The 19,536-nt window shown below is 70.4% G+C and carries 18 protein-coding genes; 4 read left to right on the top strand and 14 right to left on the bottom strand.

All coding sequences use genetic code 11. The annotated features are described in order from the left end of the window. Position 1 precedes the first annotated feature (1 nt). The 3 genes from acs to exaC are packed head-to-tail and all read right to left on the bottom strand — an operon-like array spanning position 2 to position 3,883. Positions 2-1,975: an acetate--CoA ligase gene (gene acs, locus ABTW65_RS18495; protein ID WP_350662682.1), complete on the bottom strand. Its 1,974-nt coding sequence runs from the start codon at positions 1,973-1,975 to the stop codon at positions 2-4. Continuing rightward, positions 1,950-2,360 (bottom strand): DUF779 domain-containing protein, encoded by a 411-nt coding sequence (locus ABTW65_RS18490; protein WP_350662680.1) that lies wholly within the window; start codon positions 2,358-2,360, stop codon positions 1,950-1,952. The genes acs and ABTW65_RS18490 overlap by 26 nt, the downstream gene beginning before the upstream one ends. Beyond that, entirely contained in the window at positions 2,360-3,883 is a 1,524-nt protein-coding gene (gene exaC, locus ABTW65_RS18485; protein WP_350662678.1) for an acetaldehyde dehydrogenase ExaC, read from the bottom strand. The genes ABTW65_RS18490 and exaC overlap by 1 nt, the downstream gene beginning before the upstream one ends. A gap of 156 nt (positions 3,884-4,039) precedes the next feature. Here exaC and ABTW65_RS18480 point away from each other — a divergent pair, with 156 nt between their 5' ends. Genes ABTW65_RS18480 through ABTW65_RS18465 form a run of 4 tightly spaced genes read left to right on the top strand, consistent with a single transcriptional unit; the run spans position 4,040 to position 8,579 of the window. Continuing rightward, positions 4,040-5,251, top strand: a complete 1,212-nt coding sequence (locus tag ABTW65_RS18480) for a helix-turn-helix domain-containing protein (protein ID WP_350662676.1) — start codon at positions 4,040-4,042, stop codon at positions 5,249-5,251. Position 5,252: 1 nt separating this feature from the next. After that, complete coding sequence (locus ABTW65_RS18475; protein ID WP_350662674.1) at positions 5,253-6,491, top strand: iron-containing alcohol dehydrogenase; 1,239 nt, start codon at positions 5,253-5,255, stop codon at positions 6,489-6,491. A 10-nt stretch (positions 6,492-6,501) separates the two neighbouring features. Next, positions 6,502-7,869 (top strand): MadS family sensor histidine kinase, encoded by a 1,368-nt coding sequence (locus ABTW65_RS18470; protein ID WP_350662671.1) that lies wholly within the window; start codon positions 6,502-6,504, stop codon positions 7,867-7,869. 20 nt (positions 7,870-7,889) lie between these two features. Then, entirely contained in the window at positions 7,890-8,579 is a 690-nt protein-coding gene (locus ABTW65_RS18465) for a MadR family response regulator transcription factor (RefSeq protein ID WP_350662669.1), read from the top strand. A gap of 15 nt (positions 8,580-8,594) precedes the next feature. Here the strand turns inward: ABTW65_RS18465 and ABTW65_RS18460 are convergent, their stop codons facing one another. From ABTW65_RS18460 to mftA, 11 genes are all read right to left on the bottom strand, one after another. Further along, positions 8,595-9,197 carry an acetate uptake transporter gene (locus tag ABTW65_RS18460; RefSeq protein WP_350662667.1) on the bottom strand — a complete coding sequence of 201 codons (603 nt, stop codon included), beginning with the start codon at positions 9,195-9,197 and terminating at the stop codon, positions 8,595-8,597. Between the two features lie 244 nt (positions 9,198-9,441). Further along, positions 9,442-10,362 (bottom strand): mycofactocin oligosaccharide methyltransferase MftM, encoded by a 921-nt coding sequence (gene mftM / locus ABTW65_RS18455; RefSeq protein WP_350662665.1) that lies wholly within the window; start codon positions 10,360-10,362, stop codon positions 9,442-9,444. After that, positions 10,359-11,876, bottom strand: a complete 1,518-nt coding sequence (locus ABTW65_RS18450) for a VWA domain-containing protein (protein ID WP_350662663.1) — start codon at positions 11,874-11,876, stop codon at positions 10,359-10,361. Before ABTW65_RS18450 ends, mftM begins: the two co-directional genes overlap by 4 nt. 18 nt (positions 11,877-11,894) lie before the next feature. Further along, entirely contained in the window at positions 11,895-13,076 is a 1,182-nt protein-coding gene (locus tag ABTW65_RS18445; RefSeq protein ID WP_350662661.1) for an AAA family ATPase, read from the bottom strand. Positions 13,077-13,170: 94 nt separating this feature from the next. Then, the gene (mdo, locus tag ABTW65_RS18440) at positions 13,171-14,463 is read right to left on the bottom strand and encodes an NDMA-dependent methanol dehydrogenase (protein ID WP_160026054.1); all 1,293 of its coding nucleotides are present in this window, start codon (positions 14,461-14,463) and stop codon (positions 13,171-13,173) included. 101 nt (positions 14,464-14,564) lie between these two features. Continuing rightward, positions 14,565-15,983: a mycofactocin biosynthesis glycosyltransferase MftF gene (gene mftF, locus ABTW65_RS18435; protein WP_350662658.1), complete on the bottom strand. Its 1,419-nt coding sequence runs from the start codon at positions 15,981-15,983 to the stop codon at positions 14,565-14,567. Continuing rightward, positions 15,980-16,675: a mycofactocin biosynthesis peptidyl-dipeptidase MftE gene (mftE, locus tag ABTW65_RS18430; RefSeq protein WP_350662656.1), complete on the bottom strand. Its 696-nt coding sequence runs from the start codon at positions 16,673-16,675 to the stop codon at positions 15,980-15,982. Before mftE ends, mftF begins: the two co-directional genes overlap by 4 nt. Beyond that, positions 16,659-17,861 carry a pre-mycofactocin synthase MftD gene (gene mftD / locus ABTW65_RS18425; protein ID WP_350662654.1) on the bottom strand — a complete coding sequence of 401 codons (1,203 nt, stop codon included), beginning with the start codon at positions 17,859-17,861 and terminating at the stop codon, positions 16,659-16,661. The genes mftE and mftD overlap by 17 nt, the downstream gene beginning before the upstream one ends. Continuing rightward, the gene (mftC, locus tag ABTW65_RS18420; protein WP_350662652.1) at positions 17,858-19,078 is read right to left on the bottom strand and encodes a mycofactocin radical SAM maturase; all 1,221 of its coding nucleotides are present in this window, start codon (positions 19,076-19,078) and stop codon (positions 17,858-17,860) included. The genes mftD and mftC overlap by 4 nt, the downstream gene beginning before the upstream one ends. Beyond that, a complete protein-coding gene (gene mftB, locus ABTW65_RS18415) occupies positions 19,075-19,359 on the bottom strand; it encodes a mycofactocin biosynthesis chaperone MftB (protein ID WP_350662650.1) in 285 nt (94 codons plus the stop codon). The genes mftC and mftB overlap by 4 nt, the downstream gene beginning before the upstream one ends. Beyond that, positions 19,359-19,451: a mycofactocin precursor MftA gene (gene mftA / locus ABTW65_RS18410; protein ID WP_141802062.1), complete on the bottom strand. Its 93-nt coding sequence runs from the start codon at positions 19,449-19,451 to the stop codon at positions 19,359-19,361. The genes mftB and mftA overlap by 1 nt, the downstream gene beginning before the upstream one ends. Positions 19,452-19,536: the final 85 nt, after the last annotated feature.

Genomic DNA, 19,536 nt, shown 5'->3' with positions numbered 1-19,536 from the left:
CTCATCCCCCCGCCGCTACGGAGTCTTCGGTGTCGCGGTTCGCGATCAGGGCCATGACGCTCGGGTCGCTGAGGGTGGTGGTGTCGCCGATGTCTCGGCCCTCGGCGACGTCGCGGAGGAGGCGGCGCATGATCTTGCCGGAGCGCGTCTTGGGCAGCTCCGGGACGATCGTGATCTGCCGCGGCTTGGCGATGGCCCCGATCTCCTTGGCCACATGGTTGCGTAGCTCCTGGATCAGTGCCTCCCCGGTGTTGCCGTCTCCCGAGCGCAGGATCACGTAGGCGACGACCGCCTGGCCGGTGGTCTCGTCGGCGGCGCCGACGACAGCTGCCTCGGCGATCCGCGGGTGGGAGACCAGGGCGGACTCGATCTCGCTCGTGGAGAGACGGTGGCCGGACACGTTCATCACGTCGTCGACGCGGCCCAGGATCCAGATGTCGCCGTCCTCGTCCTTCTTGGCCCCATCGCCGGCGAAGTAGTAGCCGAAGTCCGCGAAGCGAGTCCAGTACGTCTCGACGAAGCGGTCGTCGTCCTGCCACAACGTACGCAGCATGGCCGGCCACGGCTTGGTGAGAACCAGGTAGCCGCTCGACCCGTTCGGCACCGAGCGACCCTCCTCGTCGACCACGTCGGCGCCGATGCCGGGCAGCGGCCGCATCGCCGAGCCGGGCTTGCCGGCGGTGACCCCGGGGAGGGGACTGATCATCATCTGACCGGTCTCGGTCTGCCACCACGTGTCGACGACGGGGCAGCGGTCGCCGCCGATGACGTTGCGGTACCAGAGGTACGCCTCGGGGTTGATCGGCTCGCCGACCGATCCGAGGAGCCGCAGCGAGGTGAGGTCGTACCTGTCCGGGATCTCGCGTCCCCACTTCATGAACGTCCGGACCGCCGTCGGGGCGGTGTAGAAGAGGGTCACGCCGTACCGCTCGATGATCTCCCACCAGCGACCGCGGTGCGGGCTGTCAGGAGTGCCCTCGTAGAGCACCTGGGTGGCGCCGTTGGCGAGCGGGCCGTAGACGATGTAGCTGTGCCCGGTGACCCAACCGATGTCGGCGGTGCACCAGTAGACGTCCGTGTCCGGCTTGAGGTCGAAGACGGCATGGTGCGTGTAGGCCGCGCCCGTCAGGTAGCCGCCAGTCGTGTGCAGGATGCCCTTGGGCTTCCCGGTCGTGCCCGAGGAGTACATGACGTACAGCGGGTGCTCGGCATCGAACGCCTCGGGTGTGTGTTCGGGCGAGGCGCTGTCGACGACGTCGTGCCACCACAGATCGGTGGCGTCGTCGAAGGGCACGTACTCCCCGGTGCGGCGTACGACGAGGACGTGGTCGACCGGGCTCTGGCCGCCCAGCCGCGCGAGGGCGGCATCGACGGCCGGCTTCAGCGGCGACGGAGCCCCGCGACGGTAGCCGCCGTCGGAGGTGATGACCAGCTTGGCTCGGCAGTCCTCGATCCTCGAGGCGAGGGCCTCGGCCGAGAACCCACCGAAGACCACGGTGTGGGTGGCCCCGATGCGGGCACAGGCCAGCATCGCGACGATGGCCTCGGGGATCATCGGCAGGTAGATGGCGACCAGGTCGCCACTGTCCACACCGAGGTCGGTCAGCGCGTTGGCAGCCCGCGAGACCTCGTCCTTGAGATCGGCGTAGGTGATGTCTCGGGTATCACCGGGCTCGCCGACGAAGTGGAAGGCCACCTTGTCTCCGCGACCGGCCTCGACGTGACGGTCGACGCAGTTGTACGCCGCGTTGAGCTTCCCGTCCGCGAACCACCGCGCGTTGGGTGCGTTCGACCAGTCCAGCACCTCGGTGAACGGCTCGGCCCAGGTCAGACGCTCTGCCTGCTCGGCCCAGAAGCCCTCGAGGTCGGACTCGGCCCGGGCGTACGCCTCTTCGGTGACATTGGCGGCAGCAGCCAGGTCGGCCGGTGGCTCGAAGCGGGTCGGATGGTCAGTGCTGAGCAGTTTCTCGGTCAAGGCGCTGTGCCTCCTCGTCTGTGAACAGTCGCGACCGGATCAGGAACCGCACGCCCTCGGGCGCCTCCAGGGAGAACCCGGCGCCGCGTCCGGGGACGACGTCGATGGTGAGATGGGTGTGCGACCAGTACTCGAACTGCGAGCGCGACATCCAGACCGGCACCTGCTGGTCCAGCCCGATGTCCAGGTCGCCCAAGCGGATGTCGGCGTCGCCGAGCATGAAGTCGCCGCTCGGGTAGCACATCGGGGCGGAGCCGTCGCAGCATCCACCGGACTGGTGGAACATGACCGGCCCGTGGATACCGACGAGGCGGCGGAGAAGGTCCGCCGCCCCGTCGGTCACGGCGACCCGCGCCGGAAGGGAGGAGGCGTGGGTCGCGCTCATCAGAAGAACCCGAGTGCGTCGGGGCTGTAGCTGACGAGCAGGTTCTTGGTCTGCTGGTAGTGGTCCAGCATCATCTTGTGGGTCTCGCGGCCGATGCCGGACTGCTTGTAGCCGCCGAAGGCCGCGTGGGCCGGGTAGGCGTGGTAGCAGTTCGTCCAGACCCGGCCGGCCTTGATCTCCTTGCCGGCTCGGAAGGCCTGCGATCCGTCGCGCGACCAGACGCCGGCGCCGAGGCCGTACAGGGTGTCGTTGGCGACCTTGAGGGCGTCGGCCTCGTCGTCGAAGCTGGTCAGCGACACGACCGGTCCGAAGATCTCCTCCTGGAAGATCCGCATCGAGTTGTCGCCCTCGAAGACGGTCGGCTGCACGTAGTAGCCCTCGGCGAGGTCGCCCTCGAGGATGTTCCGCTCGCCACCGGTGAGGACCTTGGCGCCCTCGTCCTTGCCGATCTCGATGTAGGACAGGATCTTCTCGAGCTGGTCGTTGCTGGCCTGGGCGCCGATCATCGTGGTGTCGTCGAGCGGGTTGCCCTGCTTGATCTTCTCGACCCGCGCGATGGCGTCGCCGACGAAGTCGGAGTACATCGAGCTCTGGACGAGCGCGCGCGACGGGCAGGTGCAGACCTCGCCCTGGTTCAGGGCGAACATCGTGAAGCCCTCGAGCGCCTTGTCGTAGAAGGCGTCCTTCTCGGCGGCGACGGAGTCGAAGAAGATGTTCGGGCTCTTGCCGCCGAGCTCCAGCGTCACCGGGATGATGTTCTGGCTGGCGTACTGCATGATCAGGCGGCCGGTGGTGGTCTCGCCGGTGAAGGCGACCTTGGCGACGCGCGGCGAGGAGGCGAGCGGCTTGCCGGCCTCGACGCCGAAACCGTTGACGACGTTGAGCACTCCGGCGGGCAGCAGGTCGCCGATCAGCTCCATCACCTTGAGGATCGACCACGGGGTCTGCTCGGCGGGCTTGAGGACGACCGCGTTGCCGGCGGCCAGAGCGGGAGCGAGCTTCCAGACCGCCATCAGGATCGGGAAGTTCCACGGGATGATCTGGCCGACGACGCCCAGCGGCTCGTGGAAGTGGTACGCCACGGTGTTCTCGTCGATCTCACCGATCGTGCCCTCCTGGGCACGCAGCACGCCGGCGAAGTAGCGGAAGTGGTCGATCGCGAGCGGGATGTCGGCGGCGAGCGTCTCGCGGACCGGCTTGCCGTTCTCCCACGTCTCGGCGACGGCGATGGCGGTGAGGTTCTCCTCCATCACGTCGGCGATCTTGAGCAGGATGTTGGCCCGCTCCGTCGTCGAGGTCTTCCCCCACGACGGAGCGGCAGCATGTGCGGCGTCCAGAGCGGCCTCGATGTCCTCGGCCGTGCCCCGGGCGATCTCGGTGAAGGGCTTGCCGTTCACCGGCGAGATGTTCTCGAAGTAGGCACCCTTGACCGGGTCGACCCAGGCGCCGCCGATGTAGTGGCCGTAGCGGCCTTGGACGGTGACCAGCGAGTCGGGCTGGCCGGGAGCTGTGTATACGGTCATCGGGATTTCTCCTCAGGCAGTTCAGGCATTGGGGCGTGATCGTGGTCACAGACGCTAGGAACGCCGAGGTTGCAGCAACGTTGCGTCCACCGCAGGAGACCGATGCAACGTGAATGCAACCTTCAAATGTGACCCTCATCACTTGAGGAGGTCCGGATGAACGATACGAAGCAGAACCCCTCCATGCGCGCAGCCGTGGCGGACTCGTGGCACCGGTCAGCTGCCGCCGGGGTGACCGCAGACGACGCGCACGCGCCGATCACCCTCCCCGAGGACGAGCTCCGGGACGTACGCGCCGCCCATCCGCTGGCACGCGTCTTCCCGCTCCTCGACGACGTGCTCGGGCAGGCGGCGCGCGACTGCGACGCGATCATGGCCGTCTCGGACGAGGCGGGTCAGCTGCTCTGGGTGTGCGGTGCTCCCGCGGCGCTCCGGCGCGCGGAGCGGATCGGCTTCGTCGAGGGGAGCAACTGGGACGAGCGCCTCGCCGGCACGAACGCCCCCGGGCTCGCGCTGCGGCTCGAGCGGCCGACCAGCGTCGTCGCCGCCGAGCACTTCCGGCGCTCGGTGCAGCAGTGGAGCTGCGCCGCCACCCCAATCCACGACCCGGGCGACTCGCGTCTGCTGGGTGTCCTCGACATCACTGGCGGTGACTCCATCGTCGTACCCCAGACGATGGCGATGGTGCGCGCCACCGCGAGGCTCGCGGAGTCCGAGCTCGCCCGCGAGCAGCTGCTGCCGCGGCAGCCCGAGACCCGGCCCGGCTGGGCGCGCATCGCCGTGGAGACCCTGGGCCGTCAGGACCTGCTGCTGTCGATCGACGACGGCCGTGGGCATCGCGCACAGCTGCGGCTATCCCCACGCCACAGCGAGATCTTCCTGCTCCTCGCCAGCGCCCCGCGCGGGCTCTCCGGCGACGAACTCGCGGTCCTGCTGTACGAGGACGACGGCGGCTCCTCGACGCTCCGCGCCGAGCTGAACCGGCTGCGCAACCTGCTCGGCGAGGAGTTCCTCGCCTCCCGGCCCTACCGGCTCACGACCGAGGTGACCGGGGACTGGCTGGGTGTGGAGGCACGGCTCGCGGTCGGCGACGTCGCGGGCGCCCTCCGCTGCTACCGCGGCCCGATCCTGCCGCGCTCGGTCGCGCCGGGCGTGGTCCGGCTCCGTGAGACGCTGGCCCAGCAGCTGCGCGCGGCGGTGCTGCAGTCGGGGCAGCCCGACCTGGTCTCGACGTGGACCCGGTCGGCGTGGGGCGCCGACGACTACGAGATGTGGCTCCGGCTCCAGGCCCTGCTGCCCTCCGGCTCCCCGTTGCTGGCCCTCGCCGACGGCCAGCTCGCCCGGCTGGACCGCGAGATCGGTCTCTGAGATGACCGCTGGAGTGGCGCCCACGACGGCGGTGATGGCGCGCAGCTGGGAGTCGGCTCCTCGGGAGGTCCCGCCGACCGGTGCCCCGCTCGACCAGGTGGTGAAGTTCCAGGCTCCCGAGGTGGTCTTCGGGCACAACTCGCTGGAAGAGGCGGGCTACTCCGCCGCCCGGCTCGGGGCCCGGCGACCGTTCGTCGTCACCGATCCCGGCATCGTCGAGGCCGGCTGGGTCGACGCGCTCCTCCGGCTGCTGCGCGCCGAAGGGCTCGTCCCGGTGCTGTGGACCGATGTCACGCCGAACCCCAAGGACCACGAGGTACGCCGCGCCTACGAGCGTTATGTCGAGGCCGAGGCCGATGTCATCGTGGCCATCGGCGGCGGCTCCTGCATGGATGCGGCGAAGGGCGTCGCGGTGCTCTCGGGCAACGGCGGCGACATCCTCGACTACGCCGGGATCGACCAGATCGCCCGCCCGATCCCGCCGATGCTGATGATCCCGAGCACCTCGGGGACCGGGGCCGACGTCTCCCAGTTCTGCATCGTCACCGACACCGACCGCCGGGTGAAGATCACCATCATGGGTCGCGCCCTGGTGCCGGACGTCTCGATCACCGACCCGCGGCTGCTGACCACGATGCCGGAGGCGCTCAACGCCGCGACCGGCCTGGACGCGCTGACCCACGGCATCGAGTCGTACGTCTCGCTGGCCCACAACCCGCTGGCCGACGGGCACGCGATGAGCTCGGTCGCGCTCGTCTGCCGACACCTGCGCTCGACCGTCACCCACCCGGCCGCGATGGAGCACCGCGCGATGATGGCGCAGGCGAGCCTGCAGGCGGGCCTGGCCTTCACCAACGCGATCCTCGGCGCGACCCACGCGATGAGCCACCAGGTCGGTGGGCTGCTCGACGCCCCGCACGGGGTGGTCAACGGTGTCCTGCTCCCGCACGTCATCCGCTACAACGCGCGCTCGGTCCCCGAACGGTTCGTGGGCCTGGCCCGCGCCGCCGGCCTGCCGGTCGACGGCGTCCCCGGAGATGTCGCGGCCGAGATGCTGGCCGACCACGTGCGGCGCCTGGCCGACGACGTCGGCGTTCCCCGTCGACTGCGGGACTTGGGCGTGACCGACACCGATCTCGACACCCTGTCGGTGACCACCCTCGACGACGCCTGCCTGACGACGAACCCGCGACCGGCGAGCCGCGCCGAGATCCACGCGCTCTTCCGGGAAGCCCTATGAAGGCAATCCAGTGAGCGCACCCGATCTGGCGGCCCTGACCGGCGTACGTTCCGGCAAGCGCTCCTACTACCGCGCCTTCCTGCGCTCCGACGAGCGCATGCAGCAGGCCGTACGCGCGATGGACTCGATCTCGCGTGCGCTGGTGCGCACGGTCGAGGGTCCGCGGGCGCTCCTGGAGGAGGTCGCCCGCGCCGCCGCGGTGCACCTCGCCGCGGAGTGGACGATCCTCGCGCTGGCCGACGGCCACCTGACCGGGGCGAGACCGAGGTTCATCGTCGTCGGCCACGACGGCCAGGTGGTCGGTGACGAGGACGAGCTCCCCGGAGTCGTACGTCGCGAGCTCGGCGCGATCCGGGCCGGGCATGCGACCGGGGCGCCCGGGCCGGCTCGCTGGGTGAGAGTGCCGATGACGCTGGAGAGCGTCATGATCGGCAGCCTGGTCGGTCTCCACGGGCTCGCCGACGATCCGGAGCCCGGGGACCTGTCGGTGCTGCGGATCCTGGCCAACGAGGCCGCGGTGGCGCTGCACACCTCCGAGCAGTACCAGGCCGGGCTCGCCCAGCACCGCCGCGCCCAGCGCCTCTACGACGAGGTCGGCGCCCGGGAGCGGGACCTCGAGCAGCGAACCCGCGAGCTGCGCCAGGCCGAGGAGCGGCTGCTGGTGGCGCACCAGCGTGAGCTGGTCGACCACGAGCGCCACCGCATCGCGCGCGAGCTACACGACAGCGTCACCCAGTTCGTGCTCTCGGCGGGGATGTCGGTCGAGATCGCCCGGGGCGAGACGGAGGACCTGGGCCCGGCAGGTGAGCGGATCGGTGAGCTCCTCAGCACCGCCAAGCAGCTCACCCAGGACGCCGTCGAACAGCTCCGCCGGGCGATCTACGCCCTGCACCAGCCACATCGCGACACGGTCTCCTCGCTACCCGAGCTGCTGCACGAGGTCGCCGAGCACCACCGTCCCCACTTGGACGTGTCGGTGCGGGTGGAGGGCGAGGTGTGCCCGATGCCCGCGGAGGCCAAGCACGACATCGCCCGCGCGGTCGGTGAGGCACTCTTCAACGTCGCGATCCATGCCGAGGCGACCCAGGCGGTGCTCCGGCTCCGCTACCGCAAGCACGAGCTCTACGTCGGGGTCGCCGACGACGGCCGTGGGGATCCGGGCCTGCTCGCCCGGAAGCTGCGGCTCGAGCGCGGCGCCTCGATCGACGGCAGACACCGGGGCCTGGCGAACATCGAGACCCGGATCGGCGAGCTCGGTGGCACCGTCGCGTTCCGGCGCTCGCGTCTCGGCGGGGTCCGGGTGGAGCTCCGGGTGCCGCTGCCGGTCGTGGACCGCGGCCGAGGAACGATCTGCGGGCTCATCGAGGACCCGCAGTAGCCGCTTCGAGGAGGAACCCGATGAACACGCTCAGTCCACCCCAGATGGCCCCGGCCCAGACCGAGGCCACGGCCGGCATCGACGTACTGCTGGTCGATGATCACGCGATCGTCCGCCAGGGTCTGCGGTCGATCCTCGAGCGCGAGCCGGGCCTCCGGGTCGTCGCGGAGGCGGCGACGGCTGCCGAGGCGCTGGCCCGGGTCAACAGCGCTCGCCCGGACATCGTGCTGCTCGACCTGAAGCTCTCCTCGTCCTCGGACGCCGAGGGGCTCGAGCTGTGTGCCGCGCTGACCCAGCGGCACCCGGAGGCGCTGATCCTCGTGCTGACGACGTTCCTGGACGAGCAGCTGGTGATGCAGGCGATCCGTGCCGGCGCCCGTGGCTATGTCGTCAAGGACGTCGACACCACCGGGCTGGTCCGGGCGATCCGGGACGTCGCGAGCGGTGGGAGCGCCTTCGACGCGCGCTCCGCGGCGGCGATGATCCGGGGCGTCAACATGCCGGTGACCAGCGACGACTCCGAGCTCACCGCGCGCGAGCTCGAGGTGCTGGAGCTGCTCGCGCACGGGCTGTCAAACCGTGCCATCGGCCACCGGCTCTACATCTCCGACACCACCGCCAAGTTCCACGTGGGCAACATCCTGCGGAAGCTGGGCGTCAGCCGCCGGGCCGAGGCGGTGTACGAGGCGTCCAAGCTCGGCCTCCTCTGACCCGGCGGCCGATGGCTACGGGACAGGTAGGACGGTGCGGTCCCAGGTCGTGTTCACGATGATCGCGGCGGAGGCGTAGAGCGCGACCAGGGCGTCGAGGATCAGCACGTAGCCGGCGGTCTGGCCGAGAGCGGCGCTGCCGAGGAACGACCCGAAGGCCGCCAGGTAGAAGACCCCGGCCAGGAGCACGAAGATCACGATCGTCGTGGTGTTGGTGCGGAGCGCGGCGAGCAGCATATACGTGGTGAACACCGCCCACGCCAGCAGGAACATCCCGGTGATCGCGGCCCCACCCGAGGTCACCATCGGGCCGTAGAACTGCACGAGCAGGGCGTAGGAGAGCCAGAACCCGGCGTACGCGGTGAAGACCAGGGCCGGGAACGTCTCGCCCCGCCGGAAGTGGACCAGGCCCGCCACGAACTCGGTCGCGAAGCCCAGCGCCAGCGCGAGCGGCAGGACGGCCGGCAGGGCAGCCGCGTCCACGATCCCCGACATCACGGTGGCCAGGACGAGCGCCGAGATCCCGAAGCTGGCCAACCCGAGCGGGAACGGGTCGCCCCACGTCGTCGGCGCGGCCACCTGCGTGGTCTCTAATGCATCGATGGATGTGTTCGTCATCGGTTCCTCCAAGGGTTCAACCGTCGTCCGGCTGGGCCACGGTTCTCACAAAGTAGTGACGTACGACACACCGACGGACCCGCCGAGTGGGCGGTAGCGCACCTGCCCTCGGGTAGCCCTCCAGCGCGGCTGCGTGCGACCGACGGACAGGTGAGACCGGGCGTTGACCAGGACTAACGCGGCGCCGGGAGGACAAGCATCCGTCCGCGTCGCCGACGGACAGGTCGCCGCCGGAGAGGCGCGATCAGCGGTCGGTGTCGATGACGAGCCAGCCGCCGTGGTGCTCGACGACCCGGTGCGGGTGTCCCGAGGCAGCGCCCCAGGCGGCGAGGTCGTCCAGCGAGACCGTCCGGACGTGTCCCCAGGTCTCGTCGGGCTCGTCCTCGAGGGGTACGGCGATCACCACCCGGCGTCGCGCAACCCGGATCGCCTCCGCGACCGCGCGATCGCCGAGGCCTGGCTCGATGTGCTCGAGAAGATGGATCAGCAGCACGTTGTCGGCGGCCGAGTCCGACCACGGCAGCCGGGTTGCGTCGGCGGCCCGGGTGGCCAGCGGCACCTCCAGCCGGGCCGCCGCGGCCCTGAGCAGCGTGACGGTGCCGGCGGAGAGGTCGGAGGCGGTCACCTGCCGCCCCGCGCAGGCCAGCCGCAGCGAGAGGAACCCGAAGCAGCAGCCGACCTCGAGGACCGAACCGGGTGCCAGCTGCTGCTCGACGAAGCGGTAGACGGGGGCGTACTCGGCGACGGTTCCGTGAGCCGGGGCGTCAGGACCGGGCCGGTGCAGCGCCTGCTCCACGCGGCGCAGCGTGTTGCGGTAGAACGCCGCCCAGGCCTGCTCCGGTTCCGGAGCGCTGCTGACCACGACCCCGGTGAAGAGCCGCTCGAAGAGGTCCGGGCCGCGCAGCCAGCCGGGCTGGAACAGCTCCTCGGCCAGCAGGCCGGAGAGGTCGTCGTCGATCTGGTCCGTACGCAGGCAGTGGATGAGATGGACCTGGTGGCCTTCGCGGTGCACGTCGAAGTGGCGGGTACGGATCGTGCCGAGATGGCGCCGCGGGCGCGGACCGTGCCAGGCCCGGACGCTGACGACCTCGTCGCGGTAGACCCCGGCCTCGGGACCGGGTCGCAGCGCGTCGATCACGTCCAGGTCGCCGGGCGGTGTGGTCATCGGCCGACCGACATCGTCTGGGTGACGTTGTCGAGCCCGCGCAGGTTGCGTACGACCTGGACCTTGTCGCACCACTCCGCGTACTCCGGCAGATCGCAGCCGCCGAGCGCCCAGGAGTAGCGCGGCTCGGGGGTGAGCCAGATCGTCGACCGGGCCCGCCGGGTGAGCTCCTCGAAGGCGGCGAAGCCCGGATCCTTGCCGTTGCCGCGGCCGTCGCCGAGGATCACCAGCGTGGTCCGCCGGTTCACGGCCGAGCCGAACTGCTCGAGGAACTGCTCGAAGCTGGCGCCGTAGTTCGAGTCGGCGTCCACGTCGAGCACCCCGCCGGCCGGCAGGCCCGCCAGCACCAGGGACAGCGCGTCCTCGATCCGGTGCTCGGCGAAGAGATCGGTGATCTCCACCAAGTCCTTCACGAACGCGAAGGACCGGACGGACGTGGCGACCGACTGTAGGCTGTGCAGCAGGTGCAGCGTGAAGCGGGCGGTGGAGCGTACGGACAGGGAGACGTCGCAGAGGACGAGCAGGCGCGGCCGGTCGTGCGCCTTGGCGACGGTGACCGGCCGGAACGGCACCCCGTCGTACTTCATGTTGGTGCGCATCGTCCGCCGGCCGTCGACGATGCCGCGGGCGGCGACCGTACGCCGCGGGCGTGGCGCTCCGTGGAGCTTCCTGAGCAGCCTCCGCAGCGACTCCTCCAGTGCGGCCCGGTCGTGCTCGGCCACGGTCTCGGCCTGCGCCGCCTGGATCTCCCGCGACTCGATCTCGCGCTCCATGCTCATCAGCCGCTCGAGGTGGTCCCGGATCCGCTCGGGGAGCGAGGCAAGCCAGGGGGAGAGCGCCTTCCGCAGCTCCGCGAGATCATCGTCGTCGATGCCGCTCTCGGGTTCGCGCTCCTCGAGCCAGCTCAGCAGCGCGATCTCCTCCTGCACGGACAGCTCGGTGTCGAGCTGCATCCCGCCGTCCCGGATCAGCTCGCCCGGGTTGCCGGGGTTGTGCATCCGGCTGGTCGAGAGCTGGACCCGCGCGGCCTCTCCGGGGCTGGACTTGGGGTCGTTGGAGAGGACGATCTCGTCGGTGAGCGCGGCGATGTCGATCTTGTTCGCCTCCTGGTGGAGGTTGTAGCGCTGCGCCATGTCCTCGGGCTTGAAGTACTCCTTGATGTCGTCCGGCTTGCCGTGGCTGTGCCCGTCCTCGGGCACCTCGCCCGGCTCCTCGGAGAGCGTGAAGTCGGTGAGCTCGCCATCGTCGGAGAGGTCGTCGTGGGTGTGGCCGTGGTCGTCCTGCTCGTCGACGACCGGTCGCAGCCCGAAGAACCGGTCGAAGACCAGGTCGAACGTGGCCAGGTCGCGGCGGTCCTTGACCAGGCTCGCGGTCAGCGCGGCGTGGAGCACGTGGCGCTGCTCGAGCACCCCCGGTTGGGCGACCGCGTGCATCGCGTCGATCACCTCGGCGGTGCTGACACGTACGCCGTAGAGCCGGAGCAGCCGGATGAAGCGGTGGAGTGCGGTCTCCATGTCGGGCCCGATCCCGGCTCAGACCGGACGCTTGCGGGCCGACGGGAACGCCCGGCTGCCCTGGCTGGTGGACACCGAGGGAGCCGTACGCGGCCCGGTGCCGCCGGCACCGCCGTAGTAGCCCGCGTTGTGCCGGCCTGGCTGGTCCTTCGCCTTCCGCTCGGCGCGGCCGTCGACGTCGTCGTGATCCTCGGCAGCCGGAGCATGGGAGTGGCCGTGACCATGCCCGTGTCCGTGGCCGTGCAGGTGGTCGGGGACCTCGGCGTTCGGGTCGACCAGCCGCGGCAGCGCCTCCATCACCCGCTTCAGGTCGCGCTCGTACTTCACCACCACGTTGAGGGTGGTCGAGAGCACGTCGGCGGTGAGCTCCTCGACGCCGAGCACCGCCAGCGTCCTGGCCCAGTCGACGGTCTCGGAGATGCTGGGTGCCTTGCGCAGCTCGAGCTCGCGGATGCCCCGGACGATGTCGACGAGGCGCGCGGCGAGGGAGTCGGCGAGCCCGGTCTCCTTGGATCGGATGATCTCCAGCTCACGGGCCGCGTCGGGGTAGTCGAGGAACAGGTGCAGGCACCGGCGCTTGAGCGCGGCGGAGAGGTCGCGGGTGTTGTTCGAGGTCAGGACGACGTACGGCATGGTCCTGGCGGTCACGGTGCCGATCTCGGGGATGGAGATCTGGAACTCGGCGAGCAGCTCGAGCAGCACCGCCTCCAGGGCCTCGTCGGCCCGGTCGACCTCGTCGATGAGGAGCACCACCGGGGTGTCGGAGTCGATCGCCTCGAGCAGCGGCCGCGCGGCCAGGAACCGCTGCGAGAAGAAGACCGAGTCCTGCTTGGCGATCCGCTCGACGGCCTCGTTCAGGTCGGCGGCGTCCTCGACGACCTGGCCGATCTTCTCGCGCAGGATCTGGGTGTAGAGCATCTGCTTGCCGTAGTCCCACTCGTAGAGCGCCTTGGTCTCGTCCTGGCCCTCGTAGCACTGCAGCCGGATCAGGCGCCGGCCGGTCGCGGCGGCGAGGCTCTCGGCCAGCTGGGTCTTGCCGACGCCCGCCGGGCCCTCGAGCAGGACCGGCTTCTCCAGCCGCGTCTGCAGGAAGACCGTGGTGGCGAGCCGGTCGTCGGCGAGGTAGCCGCACGTCGCCAGCTGGGCGCGCGTGTCCTCGACGTCGGTGAAGCCCTGGATCGGTTCGGTGGTGGTCGACACGTGCACTCCTCGAGGTGATGGATGGGGCCGAGGTGGCGGGTCCGGCTGGTGTTCTCAGCGGCCGGACCCGCCACGGATCGATCGGCAGGGACGATCAGCCGAGCAGGTCGTCCAAGTCGCCGTTGAGGCAGTGGTCGACCACCGGACGTACGGTCTCGAACGTGCACTCCTTGGCGTTGCCCGGCGTGCAGGCGTCGCCCAGTACGTGGTTGGTGATCCGGTCGACGTCCGTGTCGTCGCCGACGATCTCCTTGGCGTTCTCGTAGTAGGCGGTCGGCCCCTGGCCGAGCCGGTTCTTCGAGTACGTGTCCTGCTTGACGTCCACGAACCGCTCGGTGATGCCGACGTCGCGCAGCAGCCGGATGGCCGCGGCGAGCGCCGCGTCGGCGGCCTGCACGTCGGTCATGCCGTGGGTGTCGACGCCCATCGCGCGGGCGATGTCGGCGAACCGCTTGTAGTGCGTGGGCATGTTGAACGCCCACACCCGCGGCAGCGCGATCGCGTTGTTGAGGCCGTGGTGGGTGTCGTAGAACGCACTGATGGCGTGGCTGATCGAGTGGATGATGCCGAGGCCGCCGGAGTTGAACGCCTGAGCGGCGATGTACTGGGCGTACATCATCCCTTCGCGGCCGCCAAGGTCCTGGCCGTTCCAGACCGCCTGCCGCAGGTTCTCCGAGGTCAGCTTGATCGCGTGCAGCGCGTTGCCGAGCGAGGGCTGGAAGTTGATCCGGGAGACGTACGGCTCGCTGGCGTGCGCCAGGACGTCGAAGCCGCACTGCGCGGTGTAGTCGACCGGGCAGTCGAAGTAGAGCACCGGGTCGTCGATCGCCAGGCTGGCCACCGAGGCGTCGTCGAAGGCGACGTACTTGTGCGGGTTGTCCGGGTCCGTGGTGGTGTCGGTGATGACGTACGCCCAGGACGTCTCGGACCCGGTGCCGGCCGTCGTCGAGACGGCGATGTGCGGCGGGTTCTTCGGGTTCTCGGACATGTTGAAGCCCTCGAACTCGTTGACGTTACGGCCGTCGTGGGCGACCGAGATGCGCGCGCCCTTGCAGGCGTCGTGCGACGAGCCGCCGCCGATGGAGACGAACGAGTCGCACTCGTTCTCCTGGTAGAGCTTCACCGAGTCCATGACGTTGTAGTCCTTGGGGTTGGACTCGACCTTGTCGTACACGACGACCTCGAGGCCGTGGTACTTCATCGACTCGACGATCTTGGTGACGATGTCCGTGCCGCGGAGGCCGGACGTCATGACCAGGGTCTTGCGGAAGCCCATCTTCAGAGCCTCGGGCCCGATCATCTCGTGAGCGCCGGGGCCCATGAGGGCGCGAGGGAAGGGGTGGAACTCCTTGATGGGGAAGGGCTTGAGTAGTTCGTCGACCTGCATGGCAAACCTCCGTTGGTGTGTGACGCTCAGCACATTAGGTACGCCGACAGAGCCGCGAACAGGCGAGGAACGGGAAACAGCCCGGCTCGGGAGGGGCCTACCTACCCGTTGGGAGAGGTGCCTCCCTGGCCGGTCTTCTGGCCGGTCTTCTGGCCGGGTCGGCGCGGCAGCAGACAGGTCATCGAACGTGCTCTGATCGCGCCGGCCCACAGGCCTGCGCCGTACGCCATGTCGTCGAGGCGACGGGCCAGCGGCCGGTATCTCGTGCCGGGGTTGTCGACCTGGGCGACGACCACGTCGACGACCAGCGAGGCCGCCAGGGCGCGCCTCAGCAGAGCGCTGTGCGGGGCGAGGAGCGCGGTCAGCGGCCACCAGTGCCGCAGCAGCAGTGCGGCCTCCTGGCGGACCGTCCAGCCGAGGCCCTGGGCACAGAGCTGGACCGCGAGCCGGTCCCGTCCGGGGCTCTCCGGCAGCCGTCTTCGCAGCGAGAGGACGCCATAGGCGATCCCGGCCGCGGCGACCGGCAGGGACCACCGGCGGTGCACCATGAGCGCGGCCGCGGTGGCCGCCATGCTCACGGTCATCACCGCCGGAGCGCCCTTGCGGCCGTGCCGCACGGCGAGGTCGGCGCCGCCGGTCCCGTAGAGGTACTTGCGGCCCAGCCAGCCGCGGATCGTGGTGCGGGTGTCGTGCCAGGCCACCTGGTCCGGGTCGTAGCGGACGACCTCGCCCGCGTCGACCAGCCGCCACACCAGGTCGACGTCCTCGCCCACCCGCATCGACTCCTCGAAGCCCGATCCGAGCCGCTCCGTACGTCCCACGAGGCAGGCGCTCGGCAGCCAGCCCACCGCGGCCCCGGGGCGTACGACGCAGGCACGGGTGCCGAGGGCGAGCGAGGAGTCGTCCTCGTCGAAGCGCTCGAACCACCGCGGTGCCCGGCTGCGGGCACGGCTGCGGACCAGCGGCGCCACCAGCGCGACGCGTCCGTCGGCGAAGTGGCGGGAGAGCCCCAGCAGCGTGCTCGCCTCGACGGTGACGTCGGAGTCGACGAAGGCGACGTAAGGGGTGGCGACGGCCCGCAGGCCGGCGTTGCGAGCGCCGGCGGGGCCGAGGTTCTGCCGCAGCCGCACGAGACGGGCGCCGTGGCGGCGAGCGACGTCCGCGACCGCGTCGGGATCGTGGGAGTCGTCGTCGACGACGATGCAGCCGAGACCGGCCAACGGGGCCAGCGCACGGTCGAGCTGGTCTGGCCGGTCACGGACGGGGATCACGACGGTGAGCTCGGCCGGATCCACGCCCGGGCCGTTGAGCACGGGATCAGCCAGGTTGCCGTCGACGAGCCTCGCGGCGAGCGCCTCGGTGGCCGCGTCGACCACCGTGATCTCGCCGTCGTCGAGTCGGGCCAGCGCGGCGTCGGTGAGCCGGACGGCGCGCAGCGGCGAGCCACCGACCAGCAGACGCCGGTCGATGCGGCGTATGTCCTCCCGGACTCGGACCCGGAAGCCGTTCGGGAATCTCACCCCACTGCCACGCCGCCGGGAGCCATCACGTCCATCGTGGTCTGCTCGATCATCGTGGTGAGCGCCTCCGCTCCCTCCTTCGCCGTGGCGCCGGTCGGATCGCCGAGGACGCCGTTGGCCGAGACCGCCGCGACCCCGCCCGCCCGCATCGCCGGGAGGATCTCCGCGAGCGGCCGGGTGTCACCGGGCTCGGCCAGGTCCATGCGTACGGCCTCGGGTCGCAGATGCAGCATCAGGGACGTCTCGGTGCGGCCGGCGTGCAGGTCGAACTCCTCGGTGCGGCACGGCAGCCAGCACGCGGACTGCCGCTCGAAGGCGAGCTGGTTGACCGCGCTGGTCAGCGCGGCGGCGTTGCCGCCGTGGCCGTTGACGAGCACGACCCGTTCGGCCCAGGTGCGGGCCGAACGGACGAGCTCGACGACGACCAGATGGAGCGCATCGCTGCCGATCGACACGGTGCCGGGGAAGGACTGGTGCTCGCCGCTCGAGCCGATCGCGATCGGCGGCGCCGTCCAGCTCTCGACACCCTGCTCCGCGAGCCGTTCGGCCACCCCCTGCGTGACCGCGGTCGCGATGGTCGTGTCGGTGTCGAAGGGCAGATGCGGTCCGTGCTGCTCCAGAGAGCCGACGGGCACCAGCAGGACGGAGCCCCGCTGCACCTGCGGCCAGGTGGCGTCACCGAGTGCGGACATGGAAGCCGTCCGGGACGATCAGGTGATCCGGGCTCAGCTCGGAGACCGACCCGACCGCGAGCCCGCGCAGCGCCGAGTCGATGCCACCGCTGAGCACGTCGAGGACGTTCTCGACGCCGACCTGGCCGTTGGCGGCCAGTCCCCACAGATAGGCCCGCCCGATCAGCACCGCCTTCGCCCCGAGCGCGAGCGCCTTGACGACGTCGGAGCCGCGGCGTACGCCTCCGTCCATCACGACGTCGACCTGGGCGCCGACACGGTCGGCGATCGGCTTGAGCATCCGGATCGCGGCCGGGGTGCCGTCGAGGTTGTTCCCGCCGTGGTTGGACACGGAGATGCCCGCGACCCCGGCATCGACGGCGCGGAGCGCGTCGTCGACCCGGCACACACCCTTCAGCACGAACGGGGTGCCGCTGATCTGGTGCCATTGCTCGCGCATCCAGGCGACGTCCTCCCAGTTCGGCGGCGGGGTGGTCATCCACTCGTAGTAGGCGCCGAAGAACGTCGGCGCGCTCCCGCCCGGCGGGGCGAGGTTCGGGGCGGTGAGATCGGGGAAGGAGCCCGTACGCCCGAACTGCCACGCCCATCGGGGCCGGGCCGCCACCTGCGGTGCCAGCCGCATCATCGTCCGCAGGTCGACCTTCTCCGGGATCTCTGGACTGCCCCAGTCGCGGCCCATCGAGAAGGACCAGTCGAGCGTGGCGATCAGGCCCTGGGCGCCGGCGGCGTGCGCCCGCTGCATGCGCTGGACGATCGTGTCGCGGTCGCCGGTCCAGTACATCTGGAAGAACGTGGTCGCGCCGGTCGCCGTCACCTCCTCCACCGACCTCGAGGCGAAGTTGGAGAGCCCGATGATGGTGCCCCGGGCCGCGGCCGCCCGGGCGACCGCGACCTCGCCGTCCGGATGTACGGCCTGGACCCCAGTCGGGCTGATCAGGACCGGCAGCGGGATCGAGTGGCCGAAGACGGTCGTGCCCAGGTCGCGCTTGGCGTGCTGTCCGACGACGTGGGGCGCCCAGCCGAGCTCGGCGAAGGCGGCCTGGTTGTCGGTCATGCTCTGGCCGCGCTCGGAGCCGGCGACCAGCGCGCCGTAGACCGGTTTGGGCAGCCGGCGCCGGGCTCGTTCCTGAGCCACCGCGACCGACTCGAACCACGGGTTCCGCTTCCAGGGGTTCTCGAGCTTCACAACAGGTCACCTCCGGCGAGCGGGTCCTCGTTGCAGGCGGAGACGGGGCGCCGCCTGGTGGCACCGAGGTTGAGCAGCACCGGGGCGTTGCGGCTCGCCTGGCTGCGCGAGTGGTCCTGGCTCGCCGTCGGCACCGAGCGATCGCCGGCGAGCGCCGCCTCGCCGTAGCCCTGGACGCACTCCGGGTCCGGGCCGTCCAGCGGCAGCCCGGTGAAGAACTTGGCGGCCATGCAGCCACCGCGGCACGCATCGAAGTGCTGACACTTCGTGCAGGCTCCGCCGGTCTGCGGCGAGCGCAGCTCGGTGAACAGCGGCGAGGACTGCCACACCTCCTGGAAGCCACCCTCACCGAGCAGGTTGCCGGCCAGGAACTGGTCGTGGATCGCGAACGGGCAGGCATAGACGTCGCCGATCGGGTCGATCAGGCACACCACCCGCCCGGCGCCGCACAGGTTGAGCCCCGGCAGGGACTCGCCGTAGGCGGCCAGGTGGAAGAAGGAGTCGCCGGTGAGGACGTCCTCGCCATGAGCCATCAGCCAGTCGTAGAGCTCGCGCTGCTGCTCGGGCAGCGGGTGCAGCTCGTCCCAGACGTCGGCGCCGCGGCCCGACGGGCGCAGCCGGGTGAGGCGCAGGGTGGCGCCGTATTCGTCGGCGATGGCCTTGAAGTCGTCGAGCTGGCCGATGTTCTCCCGGGTGCAGACGACGGAGATCTTGGCGTCCGAGAACCCGGCGTCGCGAAGGTTCGCCAGCGCCTTGAGCGCGGTGTCGTACGAGCCGGCTCCGCGCACGCGGTCGTTGACCTCCGCCGTCGCGCCGTCCAAGGAGATCTGGACGTCGACGTAGTCGGTCGAGGCCAGGAAGGCGGCACGCTCGGGGGTGATCCGGAAGCCGTTGGTGGAGAACTTCACGCCGACCTGGTGGTCGACGGCGTACTCCACGAGCTCCCAGAAGTCGGGGCGGATCGTCGGCTCGCCGCCGCCGATGTTGACGTAGAAGATCTGCATGCGCTGCAGCTCGTCGATGACGGCCTTGCACTGCTCGGTGCTGAGCTCGCGCGGGTCGCGCCGGCCCGAGCTCGACAGGCAATGGGCGCACTCGAGGTTGCAGGCGTACGTCAGCTCCCAGGTCAGGCAGATCGGGGCGTCGAGGCCGAACTCGAACTGCTCGACGAGGCTGCCGCCTGCGGGACGGCTGGGGCGTTCTGGTGCGAGGGTCACACTGCCTCCTGGTGGCGGGGGCGGATCATGTCGGTCTCGGCGAGGGCGCGGAGCGCCACTGCGTACGCGTCGTGCTGCTCCGGCGGGATGCCGGCAGCGTCGAGCGCGCTGCCGAGACGGGGGTGATGCTCGAGGAGCCGGACCACCTCGACCAGCTCCGGCCGCTTGAGGAAGGTCAGCTTCCGGTTGCCGAAGTGGTAGGCGAGGGCCCCGAAGGGCTCAGGACGCAGCGCCACCGAGGGCGAGAGAGTCCACGGCTCCTCGAGCATGCGATCGGGCATCAGTAGACGCCGCACATTCCGTCGATCGAGACCTCCTCGATGAGGTCCTCGGTGGCGACGTCGGTCGGGTTCGACTCGTTCTGGGGTTCCATCTGCTGCTCCTCTCACGGGGTGACCGTTCGCACGTTAATCACGGCGTGAGCGGAGCAACCTCCCCGATCGGAGAGTCTTGCGGGC

It is taken from the genome of Nocardioides sp. NPDC127503, assembly GCF_040302165.1.
Classification (GTDB): Bacteria; Actinomycetota; Actinomycetes; order Propionibacteriales; family Nocardioidaceae; genus Nocardioides.
This window is presented reverse-complemented; position numbering and strand designations above follow the sequence as displayed.